Source organism: Mucilaginibacter glaciei, from assembly GCF_014773245.1.
GTDB lineage: Bacteria > Bacteroidota > Bacteroidia > Sphingobacteriales > Sphingobacteriaceae > Mucilaginibacter > Mucilaginibacter glaciei.
Map to the genome: position 1 here is coordinate 521456 of NZ_JACWMX010000001.1, position 20205 is coordinate 541660.

At 44.1% G+C, this 20205-nt stretch carries 13 protein-coding genes; 5 read left to right on the forward strand and 8 right to left on the reverse strand.

Going from position 1 to position 20205, the window contains the following annotated elements:
- Positions 1-5 precede the first annotated feature (5 nt).
- From IDJ76_RS02400 to IDJ76_RS02430, 7 genes are all read right to left on the reverse strand, one after another.
- Positions 6-3287, reverse strand: a complete 3282-nt coding sequence (locus IDJ76_RS02400) for an efflux RND transporter permease subunit (protein WP_191160354.1) — start codon at positions 3285-3287, stop codon at positions 6-8.
- A 9-nt stretch (positions 3288-3296) separates the two neighbouring features.
- Positions 3297-4691: a TolC family protein gene (locus IDJ76_RS02405; RefSeq protein ID WP_191160356.1), complete on the reverse strand. Its 1395-nt coding sequence runs from the start codon at positions 4689-4691 to the stop codon at positions 3297-3299.
- A 123-nt stretch (positions 4692-4814) separates the two neighbouring features.
- Positions 4815-6140, reverse strand: coding sequence for a sensor histidine kinase (locus tag IDJ76_RS02410; protein ID WP_191160358.1), 1326 nt, complete (start codon positions 6138-6140; stop codon positions 4815-4817).
- On the reverse strand, positions 6137-6832 hold the full coding sequence (locus tag IDJ76_RS02415) for a response regulator transcription factor (RefSeq protein ID WP_191160360.1): 696 nt from the start codon (positions 6830-6832) through the stop codon (positions 6137-6139). Before IDJ76_RS02415 ends, IDJ76_RS02410 begins: the two co-directional genes overlap by 4 nt.
- A 67-nt stretch (positions 6833-6899) precedes the next feature.
- Positions 6900-7922, reverse strand: coding sequence for a cytochrome d ubiquinol oxidase subunit II (locus IDJ76_RS02420; RefSeq protein WP_191161196.1), 1023 nt, complete (start codon positions 7920-7922; stop codon positions 6900-6902).
- Between the two features lie 13 nt (positions 7923-7935).
- Positions 7936-9261 (reverse strand): cytochrome ubiquinol oxidase subunit I, encoded by a 1326-nt coding sequence (locus IDJ76_RS02425; protein WP_191160362.1) that lies wholly within the window; start codon positions 9259-9261, stop codon positions 7936-7938.
- 102 nt (positions 9262-9363) lie between these two features.
- Positions 9364-9636, reverse strand: coding sequence for a UBP-type zinc finger domain-containing protein (locus IDJ76_RS02430; protein ID WP_191160364.1), 273 nt, complete (start codon positions 9634-9636; stop codon positions 9364-9366).
- A 108-nt stretch (positions 9637-9744) separates the two neighbouring features.
- Here IDJ76_RS02430 and IDJ76_RS02435 point away from each other — a divergent pair, with 108 nt between their 5' ends.
- The 4 genes from IDJ76_RS02435 to IDJ76_RS02450 all read left to right on the forward strand — a co-directional run bounded on the left by IDJ76_RS02435 (position 9745) and on the right by IDJ76_RS02450 (position 15124).
- Positions 9745-10668 (forward strand): cation diffusion facilitator family transporter, encoded by a 924-nt coding sequence (locus IDJ76_RS02435; RefSeq protein ID WP_191160366.1) that lies wholly within the window; start codon positions 9745-9747, stop codon positions 10666-10668.
- Between the two features lie 75 nt (positions 10669-10743).
- A complete protein-coding gene (locus IDJ76_RS02440) occupies positions 10744-12000 on the forward strand; it encodes a putative DNA modification/repair radical SAM protein (protein ID WP_191160368.1) in 1257 nt (418 codons plus the stop codon).
- Positions 12000-12764: a TIGR03915 family putative DNA repair protein gene (locus IDJ76_RS02445; RefSeq protein WP_224746159.1), complete on the forward strand. Its 765-nt coding sequence runs from the start codon at positions 12000-12002 to the stop codon at positions 12762-12764. The genes IDJ76_RS02440 and IDJ76_RS02445 overlap by 1 nt, the downstream gene beginning before the upstream one ends.
- Positions 12765-13771: 1007 nt before the next feature.
- Positions 13772-15124, forward strand: coding sequence for a PhoH family protein (locus tag IDJ76_RS02450; RefSeq protein ID WP_191160370.1), 1353 nt, complete (start codon positions 13772-13774; stop codon positions 15122-15124).
- Between the two features lie 124 nt (positions 15125-15248).
- Here the strand turns inward: IDJ76_RS02450 and IDJ76_RS02455 are convergent, their stop codons facing one another.
- Entirely contained in the window at positions 15249-17417 is a 2169-nt protein-coding gene (locus IDJ76_RS02455) for an FUSC family protein (RefSeq protein ID WP_191160372.1), read from the reverse strand.
- A gap of 201 nt (positions 17418-17618) precedes the next feature.
- Here IDJ76_RS02455 and IDJ76_RS02460 point away from each other — a divergent pair, with 201 nt between their 5' ends.
- Entirely contained in the window at positions 17619-20192 is a 2574-nt protein-coding gene (locus tag IDJ76_RS02460) for a phosphoenolpyruvate carboxylase (protein WP_191160374.1), read from the forward strand.
- Positions 20193-20205 lie beyond the last annotated feature (13 nt).

A 20205-nucleotide genomic window follows, 5' to 3' on the forward strand; every position in this document is an offset into this window, starting at 1 on the left:
AAAATTTATGACAGGTTAGTTGTTGTATTAACATAAAATTTGCTCTCTTCATCTTCCGGGTCTAACGATACGCTTTGGGTGGTAGCTTTGCCCTGGCCCCATGCGAAGGCAAGTGGTAATATGAACAAAGCCGCAAAGGTTGACGCGATAAGCCCGCCTACTACGGCCCTGCCAAGTGGCGAAGATTGATCACCGGCCTCGCCTAAGCCGCTGGCCATAGGTATCATCCCTACCACCATGGCCAATGCTGTCATTACAATGGGGCGCATACGCAGGGCTGCAGCTTCTTTGGCAGATAATGTTGCATCGCCGTTCACCTTACGTAATTGCTCGGCATTCGTAATCAAGAGTACCGCATTTGAAATAGATACCCCTACCGACATGATCATACCCATGTACGATTGGAGGTTTAGGGTAGACCCGCACAAAAGAAGCAACGTTAAAGAGCCCAACATTACCGCCGGAACCGTTACCAGTACTACTGCCGATACTTTGAACGACTGAAAGTTAGCCGCCAGCATCAAAAATATAACCAGGATGGCTACCACCAAACCGTTTTGCAGGCTGTCCATGGTATCTGTCAGCGTACTGCTTAAACCAATCAGTTCAACGCTTAAACCGCGTGGCAGTTCGCCAAGTTTGGCAATGGCGTTGTTAACATCCTTAGTAGCCGACCCAAGGTCTTTGTTATTAAGGTTGGCTGTTACCGATAATACCGGCAAGGCACCCAGGTTATCATTTTCGCCATAGGTTGTACCGGGGGTTATGGTCGCCACATCGTTAATAGTCGGGCGGCTCGAATTGCGCAGTACCGGGATCTCTCCAATATTAATGATACTGTTCATCTTGCTTTCGGGCACCTCTACCTGGACACCGTAACTGTAGTTCGATTTCTCGTCTATCCAGATGTTTTTATCCGTGTAACGCGATGACGACGTTGACGCCGTTAAGGAGCGCGAAATATCATTTACATCAACCCCTAACTGGGCTGCACGCTGCCTGTCAATCTCTATGTTTAATGAGGGGTATTTGGTTGACTGGCCCAACTGTACATCCCGCAGATAATCAATCGTTTTAAGTTTGGCTATCAATTTGTTGGCATAAACTTCGTTCACTTTTTTATCACGGCCCGATACCCTTACTTCAACAGGTGTTGGCGAGCCCTGGCTTAAGATCTTATCAGTCAACTCAATCGGTTCAAAAGATAATTTTACATCGGGCATATCCTGAGCAATTTTGGCCCTGATCTTTTCTTTCAGCTCATCAAGGTTGGTTTTGTAACCCTCTTTAAGTCCCACCTGCAATACAGCTTCAGAGGGCTGTGCCATCCATAAAAATATCGGGCTGATGGAGAAGAGGGGTGGATGCGCGCCCACGTAGGCTGATGTGATATCGATATTATCTTTACCGGTTATCGCCTTAATATCTTCTATAGCTTTAAGTGTTTTTGCTTCAGTTCCCTCTACACGTGTGCCCTCAACAGCGCGTAGACGGACCGCAAACTGGCTTCCGTTTACTTTCGGCAAAACGTCGCGCCCTATGCTGTACATGAAGTATCCGGCTATCACGCATGATATGATGATATATGCAGTAACAATAGGCTTATGAAAAGGCATTATCCTGTCGATAAAGCGCATATAGCTTAGCCTGATGCGCTCAAACCGGCCTACCTTGCCGTCATGGTTGCTATCAGCATGTTCAACCAATGCTTTTTTCTGTACCCAGGTATTGTGCTCACCGGCGTTGTCTAAGCCCGATGCCGCAAATTCTTCACCGTCGGTCATGTTTTGCCCATCAGGTTTTTTGTGATGGTTCACTTTCATGATCCAGTTGGCCATTACAGGTACAAACGTTTGAGCCAGGAAGTAAGAAATGATCATACTGAAACCAATGGCCAATGCCAGCGGCAGGAATAACGATCCCGGTATGCCGCCCATAGTAAATGCAGGCGCAAATACCGCCAGGATACAAAACAGGATCAGCAATTTTGGGAAGGCGATCTCCTTACAGGCATCCCATATGGCCAGCGCCTTAGGCTTGCCCATATCAAAGTGTTGGTGAATGTTTTCGATAGTTACCGTACTTTCATCGACCAGGATACCGATAGCCAAAGCCAGGCCGCTCAACGTCATGATGTTGATGGTTTGCCCAAACAGGCTCAGGAATAAAACAGACGAGATAATAGCGATGGGGATGGTCAGTATCACGATCAACGCACCCCGCGGGTCGCCCAGGAACATCAATACCATTAACCCCGTCAATATTGCGCCGATAGTTCCTTCGGTAATTAAACTTTTAACGGAATTGATCACGTAGGTGGATTGATCAAACTCATAGCTGATCTTTACATCTGGCGGCAGTTGTGCCTGTATTTTTGGGATTGACTTTTTTAATTTCTGAACAACTTCCCAGGTAGATGCATCGGCACTTTTAGCAACGTTAAGGTATACCGAACGCTTGCCATTTACCAAAGCATAGCCGGTGGTGATATCTGCGCCATCCTCTATTTTGGCGACATCACCCAGGTATAAATTCTGAATACCTCCTTTAAATAGCGGGATCTTTTCAAAATCTTTTAACGAGTGGATCATGGTATTGGTTGGTGTAATATAGTTGGTGTTACCAATACGCACGTTGCCTGATGGGGATGTTAAATTATTTATCCTTAATGCCTCTACCAACTGATCGGGCGTTAAATTATGCGACCGGAGCATTTCCGGATCGGCCTTAACCAGTATGGTACGCACGTTACCACCGAACGGCGGTGGGGCAACCAAACCGGGGATCTGGGTGAAGGATGCTCGTACGTAAACGTTGGCTAAATCGGCCAGATCATTATTACTGCGGGTGGCGCTGCTTAATACCATTTGCCCAACAGGCAAGGTGGATGCATCAAATCTGATGATAAAGGGCGGGTTAGAACCGGGCGGGAATATAGCCTGGATCCTGTTGGCAAAGGCACTTACCTCGGCCGCGGCCTGTGCCATGTTGGTACCCGCGTAAAAGTTGATCTTCATCAGCGTAAGGCCCTGGATGTTTTTTGTCTCGATACTTTTTACGCCGTTCACGAAAAGCAATATGTTGATATACTGCTTGCCAAACATGGCTTCCATTTGTGATGGTGTATAACCCGAAAAAGGGTGGGAGATATAAATAACCGGCAGATCTAACTTAGGGAAGATATCAACCTTGATGGTAGTGGCGGATTTTATCCCGAAGAATAATAAACCGGCCACCAATACCATTATTGTAATGGGTTGACGTAGCGCAAAACGAATTAAATTCATTATTGTAGATTAAAGTTCATTTATAAAAAGGTTGAAATCGCCTGCGGCTGCGGCCTTTAACAACAATGCCTGCCAAACATTATTATAGGCAATATCCCTGTCTGTTTCGGCACGGATAAGCGCATAACGGGCCTGTGTTACATCAACTAAATTAGATAACCCATTTTTATATAATACCGATTTTTGGATCCAGGCATCCGAGGCCGCCTTTATCTGCACAGGTACTTCGCGGTAGTTGGATAATGCGTTCCTGATCTTAGCATCAGATAGGTTTAATTGGGCATTCAGTTCTAATTTGGTTTGATCGTACTCGTCCTGTAAACCCAGGCTTATGTAGCGCTGCGCCTTTACCTGTTGCGATATACGCAGTGGCTGCGTTAAGTTCCAGGTAACCCCCACGCCTATGAGGTAGTTAGACCGGGTTGGTTTGATACCATCACCGTAGTTGGTGGTATAAGCGTTTTGGTTAACAGAGTATAAATTGCTAAATCCCGATCCTCTTGTTTGGAATACTCCAACTAAAGAAAAAACCGGGTAATTAAAAGTTTTAAAGTAGGCGGCCTGCTTGTCGCTCACATCAATGCGGCTTTTATAAAAGCTAAGTAAAGGGTGGTTTGATACGGCATCGGGTGTGTTTGGTGTCGTAATATTTGCCGGTACACGGTTGATGAACAAACTATCTAAATTGAAATTATAGTTGTCGGAGCCGATGAGTACGGCCAGATTTTTTGCCTGTTGCTGCTCGGCATCCAATGCCTGGGTTAGCAAGATTTTTGCACCGGAGATCTCCGCATTGGCCTGCGATGAATCTACGCCCGCTATCAATCCGCCTTTTGCGCGGGCAATGACCACTTGCCTGAAGGTATCTGCGCGGTTTAAATTTTTACGGTACGATGCCGTAAGCCTTTGAGCGGCCAATAAATTCAAATAAGCTGCGGAAACGCGCACTTCCTGCTGAAAGATCTCTTGCTGTAAATCGTTATTATCTCTTGTAGCTGCGGCCTCGGCAGATTTGATCTTTTCTTTAGCGCGGCCAAAGGCGAAAAAATCCCAGTTAACGTTGGTTAAATACAGTGCCCCAAATGCGGCATTCCAGTTTTGATGATCTAAGGGGAGGCCCGAAGATGCAACGCCCAAACCGCCGAACCCGTAAAGCGGGCCATTTTGGCCGTTAACGGTGCCGTAATCCTGTTGTGCACTAATGTTAAGGTTGGGCAAGTAATCGCGTTTGGCTTGTACTGCACTTGCCTTTGACGCATTTGCGTAATTCGCTTTGGCCTTTACGGTACCGTAGTTGGTAACCGCTTGCCGCACAGCATCTTTTAATGTTAATGTTTGTTGTGCCTGTGCACTCTCTGCTATAAGTAGCGCAGACAGATAAAGTAGTGGTTGTAGTATCTTCATGTAAAACCCCAAATTTGCGGTTACCTGTGTAGCAATCGTTACGCAAGGGTATCACATCTTTTTGAAGCAATTTTGAAGCGTTAGTACTAAATTGCTAATTATAATACGTTTTTGACAATTATATTACGCAAGTGCTACGTTTTCTTCAAATTTAAAGACGTTTGCCGGTTCCGGCTTATTTATGCCGGGCTGCTCATCTGTAAATTTCACCTTTAGTATGTGCAGGTTATCAGCATAAGTATAGCAAACCTTGAACTTGTTCACGTTGCAAATTTGCCTTACGATAGAAAGGCCCAGGCCGATACTATCGGCAGACTGATTGCTTTTTTTGAAACGGCGGAACAGTAATTCAGGTTCTATTTCAGGCGCCAGCCCTGTGTTTTTTATTGTAAGCGCGTTTTTGGTGAGCTTTATATCTATTTGGCCATCTTCTAAATTGTACCTTATGGCGTTACTTACCAGATTGGTTACCAGTATTTCGGCCAACACAGGGTGGATGTTTAAGTGTACTTCCTTATCGATTTTTTGTGTGATTGAAAGGTTCTTCATCTGGATCCAGTTCTCAAAAGAATGGAGGGCCTCGCGGGTAATAGTACAGAACTTAACACTTTCGTTGGTTTCAAACTCGTAATTATCCAGCTTAGTCAAGAGCAGTAGCGAACGATTGATCTTAACCAGCTTTTCTACCGCATTGTGCATATCATCAATCAATACAGCCTGATTCTCGCGGATATCAGTTTCGGTAAGCAACTCCAATTTAGTACGGATTACGGCCAAAGGGGTTTGCACTTCGTGCGATGCATTTTCGCTGAATTCCTTTACCCGGCCATAATCTTCCAGGGCGATGTCGGTCATCTTCTTTAAAAAAAAGTTCAGTTGTTTAAATTCTTCGGTGTTGGTTTTGGTCAGCTCTATCTTCTCCTTTTGCCTCAGGCTAAAGTTTTGGATGATCTTTAAGGCGTTGGCAAACGGCAGCAATAAATACCGGGATATGATCCTTGCAGAAATAGCCACCAGTATACTTATCAATAGCATTTTCCAGAATAACGCCTGGATCATACCATGTAAAATATCAGCCCCGCGGGTTACATAGTTGTAGGTATATATGCTGTATACTTTGTTGTTGATGCTGTAATACGATATCACATCCAGTTTGCATTCTTCGCGTTTAAGTTCGGTATTGTAAAAATTGTAGTTGCTGGTGTGTGTAGTTTGCGCGGGCATTGATTTTACAACCTTGATCTCAATTGGCCTGTCCAGCATATATTGGTGTGGTGGCTGGCCGGCCTTTATCTGCATGGCCACTTTATCATTCACATCCTTTAAGCGCGCTATCTCGGCCTGCCGAACGTTATCTTTAATACTACGGTACGATATGACCATGCTTAGCGGTGTTACTAAAAACACTACTCCAACTATCCATAAAGTAAGTTTATCAATCAGTTTCATGCCTCTGGTGTGTTTGATTTGAAACGATACCCTAAACCGTAAACGGTATCGATATAGTCTGTGCCGTTAACCAGGCTTATTTTTTTGCGCAGGTTTTTAACATGCTGATACACAAAATCTAAGTTAGCCAAATTATCAGTGTAATCGCCCCAAAGGTGGGCTGCTATTGCCTGGCGCGACAGCACCCTGTTTTTGTTCACCATAAAATACATCAGCAGATCGAATTCTTTACGGGTAATATCCAATAAATTATTGTTGATGAAAGCCTCGAAAGTATCGGTGTTCAGGCTTATTTCGTTAAAGGTTACCAGTTTATCATTATTGCCGTCCAGGCTTTTGCGGCGATATATAGCCCGGATGCGCGCGTGCAGTTCCGAAAGATGAAAAGGCTTGGTCAGATAATCATCTGCCCCCTCTTCCAATCCTTCTATCTTATCATCCAGGGCTTCTTTCGCCGATATGATGAGCACGCCGCTACTGATCTTTTCGGCCTTGATAAAACGCAGCACATCCAACCCGTTACCATCGGGCAGCATAATATCCAGCAGGATGCAGTCGTACGAAAAAGAGAGGAGTTTTTCTTTTGCTTCGGCAATCGTTTCGGCCATTTCGCAAACGTACCCGGCCATCGATAAAAAATCGTGGATGCTTTTAGCAAGTTCCTTATTGTCCTCTAAGGCCAGTACCTTCATCCAGCAAATATAAAATGCAATTCTGTATCAATTTTGAAACGGCGATAATGTGATATACAAATTACCTTTAATGCTGATCTTTAATGTTTTGCGGCTTGCGTTGAAAGCTCCACACCAGGTAAACTAGCGCAGGGAGAATAAATAAACTACCTATCAGCAAAGCCGATCCCAACGCGACAATAGTTTTATCGGCGCCATGATCGTTGATCAGAGACAGGTAGCCACCATTCTTCAAAATAACAATATTAGGGTAGTGCTTGTAAGTGGTGGTCAATAAGATCATGGTGACCTGGAAACCCGCGAGCACCCGGATAATATACCGCTTGCCCCGGTAGATTAAAATCCAAAGCAAAATTAACGAGATACTGGCCAAACTTACAGCGGCAATGCCAATGATATTGCCAAATACCCATTGAATGAGCGGGATATGTTCTGCGACTGAAGCTGCAAATACCGATGCCCCGGCTACTACCGCAGCCACATTCATTAATTTAGCTTTGCGGATAAAACGCTTTTGTTCGGACGCTTCGTTGGTTTCGCCGATCAAATATATGGCGGCAAGGAAACCGCAGAGCGCTACTGTAAAGAAACCGATAGAAACCGAGAACCAATTGAGCCAGCTGTAAATGTAAGCCGACATAAAGTCTGTCGCATGCAAATCTATCCGGCCGGATACCGCACTGCCTGCTATGATGCCCAGAAAAAGAGGGGTGATGAAACTGGAGTATACAAAGATCTTGTTATACACTTTCTGCATATCGTCTATCACGGCATCGTAATTACGGAACGTAAGGGCAGTGCCGCGGGCAATGATTCCCATCAGCATGATAACCAACGGGATATGCAGATAGGTCGACATGGTGGTATAAATCACCGGGAATCCTACAAACAGAATTACTATAGCGATAATGAGCCACATGTGGTTAGCTTCCCAAATGGGGCCAATAGCATTATACATGGTTTGGCGGGTGCGCATTTTGTTGGGTTTGGAGGTGAACATTTCTATGATCCCCGCACCAAAATCGGCGCCGCCCATTACCAGGTAAAGTAACAAAGCCAGCCACAAAAATAATATCACAACGTATAACATCATTTGATCATAGTTAATGGGTAGATGGTTTAGTATTATCATAAATCTCGGGTACCATTTTTATTTGCCTGTATAATAGAAAAATAACGGCCACGCTTAAAGTTAAATACACAGCCGTAAAAAGGTAAAACGAATAGCCGATCCCCGGCATTGGTGTTACAGCGTCTTTAGTACGCATAATGCCCTGGATAATCCAGGGTTGCCGGCCTACTTCTGTTACCGTCCATCCGGCTTCAATCGCTATAAAACCGACAGGGGTGGCGGCAATAAATAGTTTTAAAAACCAGGTCTTATCAAACCAGTTGCGTTTTTTGAACTGGGCTATCAGATAAATAACCCCAATACCCATCATCAGCATCCCCAGCGCCACCATGATCTGGAAAGAGTAGTGCGTAACAGCAATAGGCGGCTGGTCGCGCTCCGGGATCTGGTCTAAACCTTTTACCGGTGTTTTAAAATCATCGTGTACCATAAAACTGAGTAAACCTGGCAATTCTAAAGCATAGTCTACTTTTTTATTTTTAACATCGGGTATGCCACCAATGATAAGTGGCGAATATTCTTCTGTTTTAAAGTGCGCTTCCATGGCGGCTAATTTAGCGGGCTGCCTTTTGGCTACCATCTTGGCCGATATATCGCCGCTTAATGGCTGCAATATACTGGCAACGATGCCGAAAACCGCAGCTATCCGGAATGCCTTTTTATGAAAGTTGATGTTCTTTTGCCGCATGATCATTAGCGCATGCACACCAGCCACTGCAAAGCCCGTAGCGGCAAAAGCGGCGATAGACATGTGTAACGCTTGCGAAAACCACGCGGGATTAAACATGGCCTTTATCGGGTCGATATTAGTGTATTTTCCGTTGATGTAATCAAAACCCGTCGGGCTGTTCATCCAGCTATTAGCCGATACCACAAGGATGCCCGAAGCGATGCCGCTGATGCCTACAACCACCCCGGTAAACCAATGGAACCATTTGTTAAACCGGTTCCATCCGTATAAGTAAAAGCCTAATGCTATGGCCTCTATAAAGAATGCTGTCCCTTCTAATGAAAAGGGCATCCCGAAAATAGGCCCGGCGTGTTTCATAAACTCCGGCCATAGTAAACCTAACTCGAATGACAGCACCGTGCCCGATACGGCGCCAGTTGCGAAGAAGATGGCAACCCCTTTGCTCCAGGCTTTGGTTACATTTTTATAAACGGGTTTATTGGTTTTGAGCCACAGATAATGCGACACCGCCATAAAGAAGGGCATCACCATACCGATGCAGGAAAATATGATGTGAAAGCCTAAAGAGAGCGCCATTTGCGAGCGCGCGGCCATAAAATTATCCATGGTGCAAGTTACCCACTATGTTGCACGAAATGAACTTTTTACGAGTGTATAAAGCCTTTTTTGAAATTTAGAACGAATACAAATTTCAAAAAAATTAGGTAATCAATATTCTACAAATTGCTCATCGGGGTAGCACCATAACCAACGCTCGCCGGGCTGAGCCGATGCGATAACCGGGTGTTGCTCTTTATGATAATGTTTGGTCATGTGCTGATGTTCCGACTGGTCGCAGCAGAGCGTTACGCCGCAGGTTTGGCAGGTGCGTAAATGAAACCACTCCGCACCTATCTTCACACATTCCTCGCAAACGTGGTCGTCACTTAATTTAACCTGGATTATGGCCTGTAAATGTTGGCAAAGCGATGGGTCGTCCATATATAGAGTGTTTTGGTTATCAAATTTAACAAAGAAATATCTACATCTAAGGTAAATCTCAAACCGCTCAAACATTCACGCGCAAAATTCATTACCATACTATTATATATGGCATCATCTAAAGCATCCATTTACAGCGCGCTTATAGCCAACCTCCTTATTGCGGTCACCAAATTTGTAGCCGGCGCAATTAGTAATAGCGGTGCTATGATAGCAGAGGGGATCCACTCGGTTGTTGATACGGTAAACGAATTGCTGCTTTTGTTAGGCCTGCACCAAAGTAAAAAGAAACCCGATAGCACCCACCCGTTTGGATATGGTAAAGAGCTTTACTTCTGGTCGTTCATCGTATCTATCCTCATATTCGGTTTAGGCGGTGGTATTTCCATTTACCAGGGCATCCATCATATTGTCGAACCAGAGCCGTTAACCAACCCAACTATCAACTACATCGTGTTGGGCCTGTCTATCGTTTTCGAGGGGGCTTCATTGGTGGTAGCTGCTAAACACTTTAACAAATCCCGCGGAGAAACCCCCTGGTGGGAAGCAATAGTTAAGAGTAAAGATCCGTCTAACTTCCTGGTATTGTTTGAGGATGGTGCCGCTGTTGCCGGGCTATTCATCGTATTGATCTGTACATTTTTAAACCACCAATATCATATGCCGATGCTGGATGGCGTAGCCTCCATCTTAGTGGGATTGGTTTTAGTAGCTGTATCGGCCATACTTGCACGCGAAAGCCGCAGTTTGCTGATGGGCGAAGGCATCTCGCCCGAAACCAAAATCAAGATCTGTAAACTGGTTGAGCGTGATAAGGCAGTTACCAAAGTGATGCACATCCTTTCCACCTATCAATCACCGGATGAGATTTTACTGATGCTGATCCTGAATTTTGAAGATGAATTGGATACGGCCGGGATCAATGAAGCTATCGACCGGATCCGCGCCGACGTGAAAGCCGAATGGACGTTGGTCCGCTTTGTAATCATCCAGCCCGAAACTATCGCGCATCAGGACACCTATATGGAGTAAAGTATCTTTAAATTTCTTAAAATATATTCTTTCAAAGTTATTAATTGCTAATAATATTAGTAATTTTGACTTGATATGGATGCAGAAAGAATAACGGAGAAGTTGAATATTTTGGCAGATGCCGCCAAATACGATGTGTCGTGTTCATCGAGCGGGAGTAAACGAAAGAACGAAAATAAGGGCTTGGGCAATGCCAGTAATGGAATTTGCCACTCTTATACCGAGGACGGGCGTTGCGTATCGCTTTTAAAGATCCTGCTTACCAATCACTGCATTTTTGACTGTGCTTACTGCGTATCGCGCAAAAGCAACGATATTAAGCGGGCGGCATTTACCGTGCAGGAGGTGGTTGATCTAACGATCAATTTTTATCGCCGTAATTATATCGAAGGGTTATTCCTTAGTTCGGGTATTTTTAAAGATGCCGATTATACGATGGAAAGGCTGGTGCGCATCGCCAAAAAACTGCGTACCGAGCACAAATTTAACGGCTATATCCATCTCAAGTCGATCCCCGGTGCCAGCGACGAGCTGATGAATGAGGCAGGCCTGTATGCCGACCGCCTGAGTGTTAACCTCGAAATGCCTACCGAAGCCGGTTTAAAACTATTGGCCCCGGATAAGAACCAGGCAGATATGATCAAACCGATGGGTTATTTAAAAGATGCCATTATCCTGCATAAAGAAGAAAAGAAGCTTTTTAAAAAAGCGCCCATATTTGCACCGGCCGGGCAAAGTACGCAAGTGATCATTGGGGCCACGCCCGAGAATGATAGCGAAGTGTTGCAGTCGGCCAATTATTTTTACAAAAATTTTAATTTAAAGCGGGTTTATTATTCGGGCTATGTGCCGGTTTTAGCAGATAGCCGTTTGCCCACCCTAAACACTGCCGTGCCCATGGTGCGCGAAAACCGCTTATACCAGGCCGACTGGCTAATGCGCTTTTACGGCTTTAAGGTAAACGAGATAGTGAATACACAGCAACCGCATCTCGATCTGGATATCGATCCTAAATTAGGTTGGGCCATCCGTAATATGCAGGCATTTCCCGTAGATGTGAACAAAGCTGATCTACAAATGATCTTACGTGTGCCCGGCGTAGGTTTATTATCTGCCCAGAAAATAGTGAGTGCCCGCAAATTTGGTAAGCTGAACTGGGATCATTTAAAGAAGATAGGAGTGGCCATAAACCGCGCTAAATATTTTATTGTGTGCCAAAGCAATGAATTTGAACGCCGCGACCTTACCGGCAATAATATTAAGCAGTTTATACTGGCTACATCGCAAAGTAAATATATAAAGAGCACGCAAAGTCAGCTTAGCTTGTTTTAATGATGATGACCACCTTGTTATATGACGGATCGTTTGAAGGCTTACTTACGGCGGTGTTTGAAGTGTATGAGCATAAAATGGATGCCGTTAATCTGGTCAAAACAGGTAAATATACTACAGCCATGTTTGAGCAGGTAATAACTATAGTGACGGACGAAGCGAGGGCAACAAGGGTATTAAAAGGGCTAAAAACAAAGCTATCTCCAATGGGGGTGCAGCGATTATACGCAGCCCACCTTGCCGAAATGGATGACGAAGACAACAATTTAATAGGGTTTATTCGGTACGCATTCAATAGCGACAAAAACATTGAGGAAGATTATGGTAACCGCTTTGTAGTGCGGGTGTCTGAAATGGTGCGTATGGTAAGGCGTGAAAAGCACAGAATGGAGGCTTTCGTGCGGTTCCAAAAACTTAAGGATGAAACCTTTTATGCGTCGGTAGAGCCTGATTTTAATGTACTGCCGCTACTGATCCGTCATTTTAAAAGCCGTTATGCCGACCAGCGCTGGATAATTTACGACCTGAAACGAAATTATGGTTTGTACTACGATTTGCACGATACCCAATATATCACCCTTGATTTTGCAGAAAGTAATAAGCCAAGCGATTTAATGACTGCCTTTTCCGAGGAGGAAGGGATCTACCAGCATCTATGGAAGAATTATTTCAACAGCGTAAACATCAAATCGCGCAAGAATACTAAGCTTCATATCCGCCATATTCCCAAAAGATATTGGAAGCATTTAACCGAGAAAATTTAGCTGTTCCTGATTTTAAGCATTCTTAATCTGCGGTTGAGCAGGCAAAAACGCTTTAGCTTGTGGAGAAGCTTTTTGTTTATAAAGCTGCAACCTGATTGTCTTTTCGCTTCAATCGTTCAAATATCGATGTGGATAACAGTTAAATAAATGTTAACAACGTGTTAAAAAGAAATGTAAAAAAGTGCTTGACAAATGTTGGTTTAAGTCCCTATATTGTAATCAACAAGAACGACGTACTTTGACAGCCTTTCAGGAATACAGAAACTTAATCGGGTGACCTTTCGGGCGAACTAAAGATAAGGGAAGTACCTGAACTACATAAACAGAAATAAAATACGAAAGTAATTTACGAAGATGTTGTAGTTAAAGAGGTATTATGAATGCTGCAAGATTCTATGGAGGAAGGCAGATTTTTATAATGACCTTGAAGCAATCGGCGTTTGCAAACAATGAGCAATCAGCATTCAATTGAATACGATTCGGTCAGTGTTGCAAGGATAACGACAGTGTCGACTTCCCCTCGGGAGATGGACGATATCAGGTTCCGCAGATAACAATACTTAGTCAGCGTCCCGCAAGGGCACGGGTTAGGCAGCGTCGAACGGATTTGATGGAGTTACCTCCGCAAGGAGACAGACCAAGTCCGCATTTCATGCCAACATTTGGTCGTATCATTATTCTCATGAGTAAAGATCGATCAACGTTAGCAATTAACAAAGAGGAGATCAGGTCGGTTAATTTACACAAAACTTGTTAGTCAAATGAGTGACTATGGTCAGTCAGGCGGTCAGGAAACGGGAGTCAATTCGCAAGAGTAGGCTTCCGTTTTCCTATTTTGGGGTAAGTTGTAAATTTTATCAAAGTTTAAAGGGTAGATAACGTTGAAAAAGTATTTACTTAAAAAGACAAATAGTATTCAATAGGACATTACCCTTACAACCTTTCCACACTTATCATTTTCCCAACATTTTTATTTGTTGCCAATCAAAAACCCTACTTTGTGATCCATGATAAAGGATGCAGATAAATTGGACAGGAAGAAAAAAATATTTGTGCTGGATACATCTGTTATCCTTTACGATCATAACGCATTCGAGAATTTCCAGGAGCACGATGTGGCTATCCCCATCCAGGTGCTGGAAGAGCTGGACAATATGAAAAGCGGTAACGATACCCGCAACTTTGAGGCCCGCAGCTTTATCCGGCTGATGGACGATATGGCTAAAAACCGGCTCGTCAACCAATGGATCCCGCTGAATGGTAAAAGCAAAGGCAATTTTAAAGTTATACTGGATGTAAAGAATAGCAGCGCCGATGCCGAGCTGGTTTTCGGGTCAGAAAAATTAGATCACCGTATCCTGAACGCTGCCCTGGGTGTACAGTTCGAAAACCCCGATAAAAAAGTGATCCTGGTATCGAAGGATATCTGCCTGCGCTTAAAAGCAAAAGCACTTAATCTGAATGCCGAAGATTACGAAACAGGTAAGGTTAAAAACCTTGACGAATTGTATAGCGGCAAAACAACGCTTAATAAGATCACCGAAAAGGTTTTGGGGAAACTGAACAAAAACGATACGTTACCCGGTACCGAACTGGAGATAGAACCCAACGCCGGCAATCAATTCTATATACTGAACAGCAAAGGTGGTGCCGCTGCATCAGCTTTTTATAATTCGCAAAGCGGACAGGTGGAAAAGGTTACTGACCAGCCCGCGTTAAACATATACCCGCGCAACCCAGAGCAGGCCTTCGCTATACACGCTCTGCTGCACCCGGATATTAAGTTAGTGACTATACAAGGTAACGCCGGTACAGGTAAAACGCTGTTGGCATTGGCCAGCGCGCTGGAACAACGCAAGCATTACCGTCAAATCTTCGTAACACGCCCTATTGTGCCGTTAAGTAATAAAGACATCGGCTTTTTGCCCGGTGATGTTAAATCAAAGATCGACCCCTATATGGCGCCAATATGGGATAACCTTAAATTTATTAAAGACCAGTTTGCCGAAGACGAGAAGATGCAGGCCAAAATAGACGAATTGGTCGCTAATGATAAGATCTCTATCACCCCGCTGGCGTTCATCCGCGGGCGAACGCTGAGCAAGATCTTCTTTATTGTTGACGAAGCACAGAACCTGACTCCGCATGAGGTAAAAACCATCATATCCCGCGCGGGGGAGAACAGCAAATTTGTTTTCACCGGTGATATTTACCAGATAGATACCCCTTATCTGGATGCAGAAAGTAACGGACTATCTTACCTTATCGACAAGGCAAAAGGCCACCCGCTTTATGCGCACATCACCCTGCAAAAAGGTGAACGAAGTGAGCTGGCTAATTTGGCGAACGATTTGTTATAGGCCCAATAAAAAGTATGTCATTGCGAGCGATAGCGTGGCAATCTCATTGGACAAGCGAATATGCTGGGATTGCCGCGTCGCTGCGCTTCTCGCAATAACATTTTAAAAGATAAACTGAGGCGTCTTACCTCATCACGTTTTCGGTGATCTTGGCAATATCGATACTGATCTTATTAATAAAACCCAGCTGCTCCTTCATCAGTACATCATCAACCGTCAACGGGATTTTTTCGGGTTCGGGTTTAATAGCATCAATTTTAACAGGGTCCGGTGCGGGGGCTTCCGGGATGGGTAATTCGCCCATCAGTTTTTTATTGGTGTCTTTTAAAACGGCAATACTTCGTTTTACCAATTTTAACGTATCGGCATGTGGTTTTTGCGGCCCACTTTTAATTAGTGCCGAAGCAATATTGGCAATGTAAGAAGATAGAATATGATTAAGCACCACAAATTTGTGAATATCCTTAATATTACGCTGCTTACTTTTCGGTTCGGAGGTCATCCGTTCAAAGGTTGCCGATAAGTTGGCCGAGGTTACATATACGTCCTTCCTTGCCAGTTTATACTCGGTAACCGTTACTTCTTTTCCGGAGATGCTTTCAGAGATTTTGCGTAAATAATTAACATTAGCGGATATCACAGCGGCCAGGCTTTCTTTAATCTGCTCGAACTCCCAGGTAGGGAAAATAAGGTAACTGGCTACAAAGGCAATGCTGGAGCCGATGATGGTATCGGTAATGCGTTCCTGAAAAATGTTATACTGCCCCAACCCTAAAAATTTGAAAAGGATAAGCACATAGGGCGTCATGAAAATTACGCTTACCACATAATTTAATCGTAAAAAGCTGTAAGTGCCTATCATCAATATAACCAGCAATACAAACTGTGCCGTTTTATCCGGAATAAAAGTTAATGCCAAAATACCGATAAATCCGCCACCTATGGTACCAATCAAACGCTGATAATTACGCTGTTTAGACAGGCTGAACCCCGGTTTTAAGATGACAATAATGGTAAGCAACACCCAGTAACTATGACCGCCTAACGAAAAGTATTTGGAAGTGATAAACCCCACTAAACAAACCAAGGAAACCCGCAACGCGTGTTTAAATGTAGCCGAATGGAAAGTAAGGTTATCTAAAATAATATGCGGAGCATAGTCCTGATGGGTTACAAACTTAGAATACTCGACGTCGCTTGCCGAATTATTCAGCAAACCATCAGATGCTTTTGAATGGTAGTATTTAAAGATGTTCGAGATGTTTTTGGTCAGGTCGCGCAGATTAATGAGGATCTTTTTCAGCACCAGGTTACTGGTTTCTTTATCATCCAGCCCAATAGCGTCTATCTTTAATTTCAGTTGCTCCAACCGGAAATCGAGGTTACTTGATTTCTCGGGCCGCGAATTAGCTAATATCGAGTAGCCCACATTATCCAGTTCGGTAGCTACGTGTTGCAAATAATCTGCTATGTCGCCCAGCACTCCTGTTTGTTCAAACTTTTCGCGGATGGATGCATAGTCATAGTGGGTAGCCATGATCTGTTCAAACATGTCTACCAGGTCTATAAAAGTTAATACCAATATGCGACTGGCCGCGGTAGATTCCTTTACCAACACGCGGCTTTTAAAAAGCAATTCGCGAACGGCATCCTGGTGGTTGCTTACCTGAATCTGGGCCAATACCAACTTGCGGTAATTTTCGTCAATGTCAACTTCTATCCGATAAAAATCGGCCTTTATCCTCAGGAATTTAGCGATATCAGCTACATTCTCGCCTAATGTTTGCTGTGCCGCGCGGTACGGGCGTATACCGAAGAAAACTAAAGCGAATACCATGTACCATAGCCCGCCGCCTAAAATACTGAGGGTATAATGAGGCAATTCCGATGGAGAGAGATCTTTATCCATGATAAATATCATCACCAATAACGCGCAGGTACCTACAGATGCGGCCCGGTTACCGTATACATTAAACATGGAGAAGATGAACGAGAAGAGGGTGATCTCTAACCCCAGCGTATAAACGTTCATCCGCGCAAAGCCTGTAATAATAGCTACTGCGATCAGGCAAAGGTTGCCCGCAGCCATTGCATTACGTTTATGGACAATAGGCCCGGGGCCGTCAATAGTGCAAATACACAGTGCGCCTAAAGACAAGGTGAGGCCCAGGTTGAAATTCCCTAATTCCATCATGACCAGCGAAGGGAGCAGGATGCCGGCCGTCATACGTAACCCGTCCGAAAAATACTGGCTGTAAAAAAAGCTTTTTATCTCTCGCTGATGGTTGATCATATGGGGGTATTCGTACAATATTTTAATTGTGCAAAATTAAACAAATAAAGTTTGCGAGGGTTGTAATAACCAATATTGCATTGAAAAGGTTTAATTGTTATTAATTTGGGGGTTTTGCGTGCAAATAGATTTTAGATACTTAAATTCACGCCGTAAACCTGCAAAATAGGGCTTACATAAATTTGCCAAACCTGTATTATTATGCTATCTACCCAAAGGCTCAGCCAAAGAGAAACAACATTTAATTATGAGGTTGTAAAACGTTTTGAACTTTATAACAGCCTTTTTCAAACGCTCCCTTTTTACCAGGTTAAGGATACAGGTATCCTGCTGCCATTTTTTAGTTCGCATTGCGATAAGGAAGTTGCCGGTAATAATTCGCCGTCAGACATTATCGAATCATTCTTCAAAAAATACGTACCGGACATCGATCATCGCGAGCAGCTGAACCGCCTATTTCGTTTTATCCAATACATAGAGCGGCAGGTTGTTTTATTTGACGCCATCGAAGATTCATCGTTTAGCAAAGTAGGACGGGCAGATGATGCAGGCACCCTGCAAAGCCTTATCCAGCAAGCGGCGGTGAGCGAGCAGGCACGTACAAGCATCAGCGAGCAATTGCAGGATTTTTCTTTAAGGCTGGTGCTTACCGCTCACCCAACCCAGTTTTACCCGGGTGCTGTTTTAGGTATCATGACCGACCTGATAGAGGCGCTTAAAACGAACGACATTACCAGTATTGATATTTTATTGCAGCAATTAGGTAAAACGCCTTTCTTTAACAAAACGTCGCCAACGCCTGTAGATGAGGCGGTTAGCCTGGTTTGGTTTTTAGAGAATATCTTTTACCATGCACTATCGGGCATCCAAGCCAAACTGGAGGATGAGTTTGCTTTAGATGGCAGCCATCAGGTATTAGAACTTGGTTTTTGGCCGGGCGGCGACAGGGACGGTAACCCGAACGTAACCACCGAGTCGACCCGCGAGGTGGCAAATTTATTAAGGCAAATCATTTACCGCTGCTATTATCGCGATTTCCGGGTTTTAAAGCGCCGAATCACTTTCCGCGGCTTTGCAGATGATATCAGCAAGCTGGAAAAATTGCTATATGATAATGCATTCAACCCGCAGGATAAACCAAAGGACTTGCAGCCCGAAATGCTTACGCTGCTCAGGTCGATGCGCGAAACATTGGTAACAAGTCATGATAGTTTGTTTGTGGATATCCTGGATAATATGATCCAGAAAGTACAATTATTTGGGTCATATTTTGCCACACTGGATATCAGGCAGGATAGTCGCGTATTGCGCGATGTATTTAAATACTGCACCAAAAATATCTATACCGGGGTGCCTAAAGAGTATCACGACCAAAACGAAGAAACCAAAATAAAAAGCCTTCCGTTTAACCAGGCCGATTTTAAATGCCCGGAAACCGAAGATGATATGACCCGCGACACGCTGGATACCATCCGGCTGATGAAACAGATCCAGGTCAGTAACGGCGAAAAAGGCTGCCAGCGCTTTATTATCAGCAATTGCCAGCAGGCGTCAGATATTTTGCAGTTGATAGATCTGTTTTTGTGGAGCGGTTGGGAAAAGGATAAGCTGAGTGTTGATTTTATGCCATTGTTTGAAACCGTGAACGATTTGAAACACGCGAGCGATGTGATGGAGAAGCTATATACGCACTCGTTTTACAAAACTCACTTAAAAAGACGCGGAAACAAACAAACCATTATGCTGGGCTTTAGCGATAGTACTAAAGATGGTGGCTATTTAATGGCTAACTGGAGTATCTATAAAGCTAAGGTAGAATTAACAGCCATGGCGCGTAAATATGGTATAGCCCTTGCATTTTTTGATGGCAGGGGCGGGCCGCCCGCGCGTGGCGGCGGTAAAACGCATCGGTTTTACGCCTCAATGGGTAAAGAGATCGCTAACGAGAATATCCAGTTGACTATACAGGGGCAAACAGTAAGCTCGCAATATGGATCGGTAGAGACAGCAAGGTTCAATACCGAACAGCTGATCAACGCCGGTATCACATCGGCTTTGCACCCCAACCATCACGATCTGCTGGACGATAAGCATAAGGCGTTGATAGCCGACATGGCAGACGCCAGCCACCATTTATTTCTCGCATTGCGCGAAGACCCTTTGTTTGTAGAATATTTGGAGAAATTCAGTCCGCTGAAATTGCTGTCACAGATCAATATCAGTAGCAGGCCCACCAAGCGTAATGCGGGCGCCAAAATGAAACTCGAAGACCTCCGGGCAATTAGCTTTGTAACCTCATGGAGCCAGCTAAAACAAAGCATCCCCGGTTTTTACGGCATGGGTACCGCATTAAAGAAAATGAAAGACGAGGGTAAATGGCAGGAGGTAAAGGATCTGTACTATTCATCAGGTTTTTTTAAGACCATGCTGGATAACTGTATGATGTCGATGTCTAAATCAGATTTCCGCGTGACAGCCTATCTGGAAAACGACGAAAAATTTGGTCAGTTTTGGAAAGGCCTGCGCGATGAATTTGAATTAACCAAAAGCCTTTTATTAGAGTTGACCGATAGCAGCGTGATCATGGAGGAGTTCCCGGTAGAACGTCGCTCTATTGCTATCCGCGAGAAAATTGTATTGCCGCTGGTTATTATTCAGCATTATGCCCTACAGTTATTAAATAAAACTGATGATGAAGAAATGTCCGCAATTTATAATAAGCTGGTAATCCGTACTGTATACGGAATTATTAACGCGGGTAGGAATTTGGTATAGTATTAAAATTTAA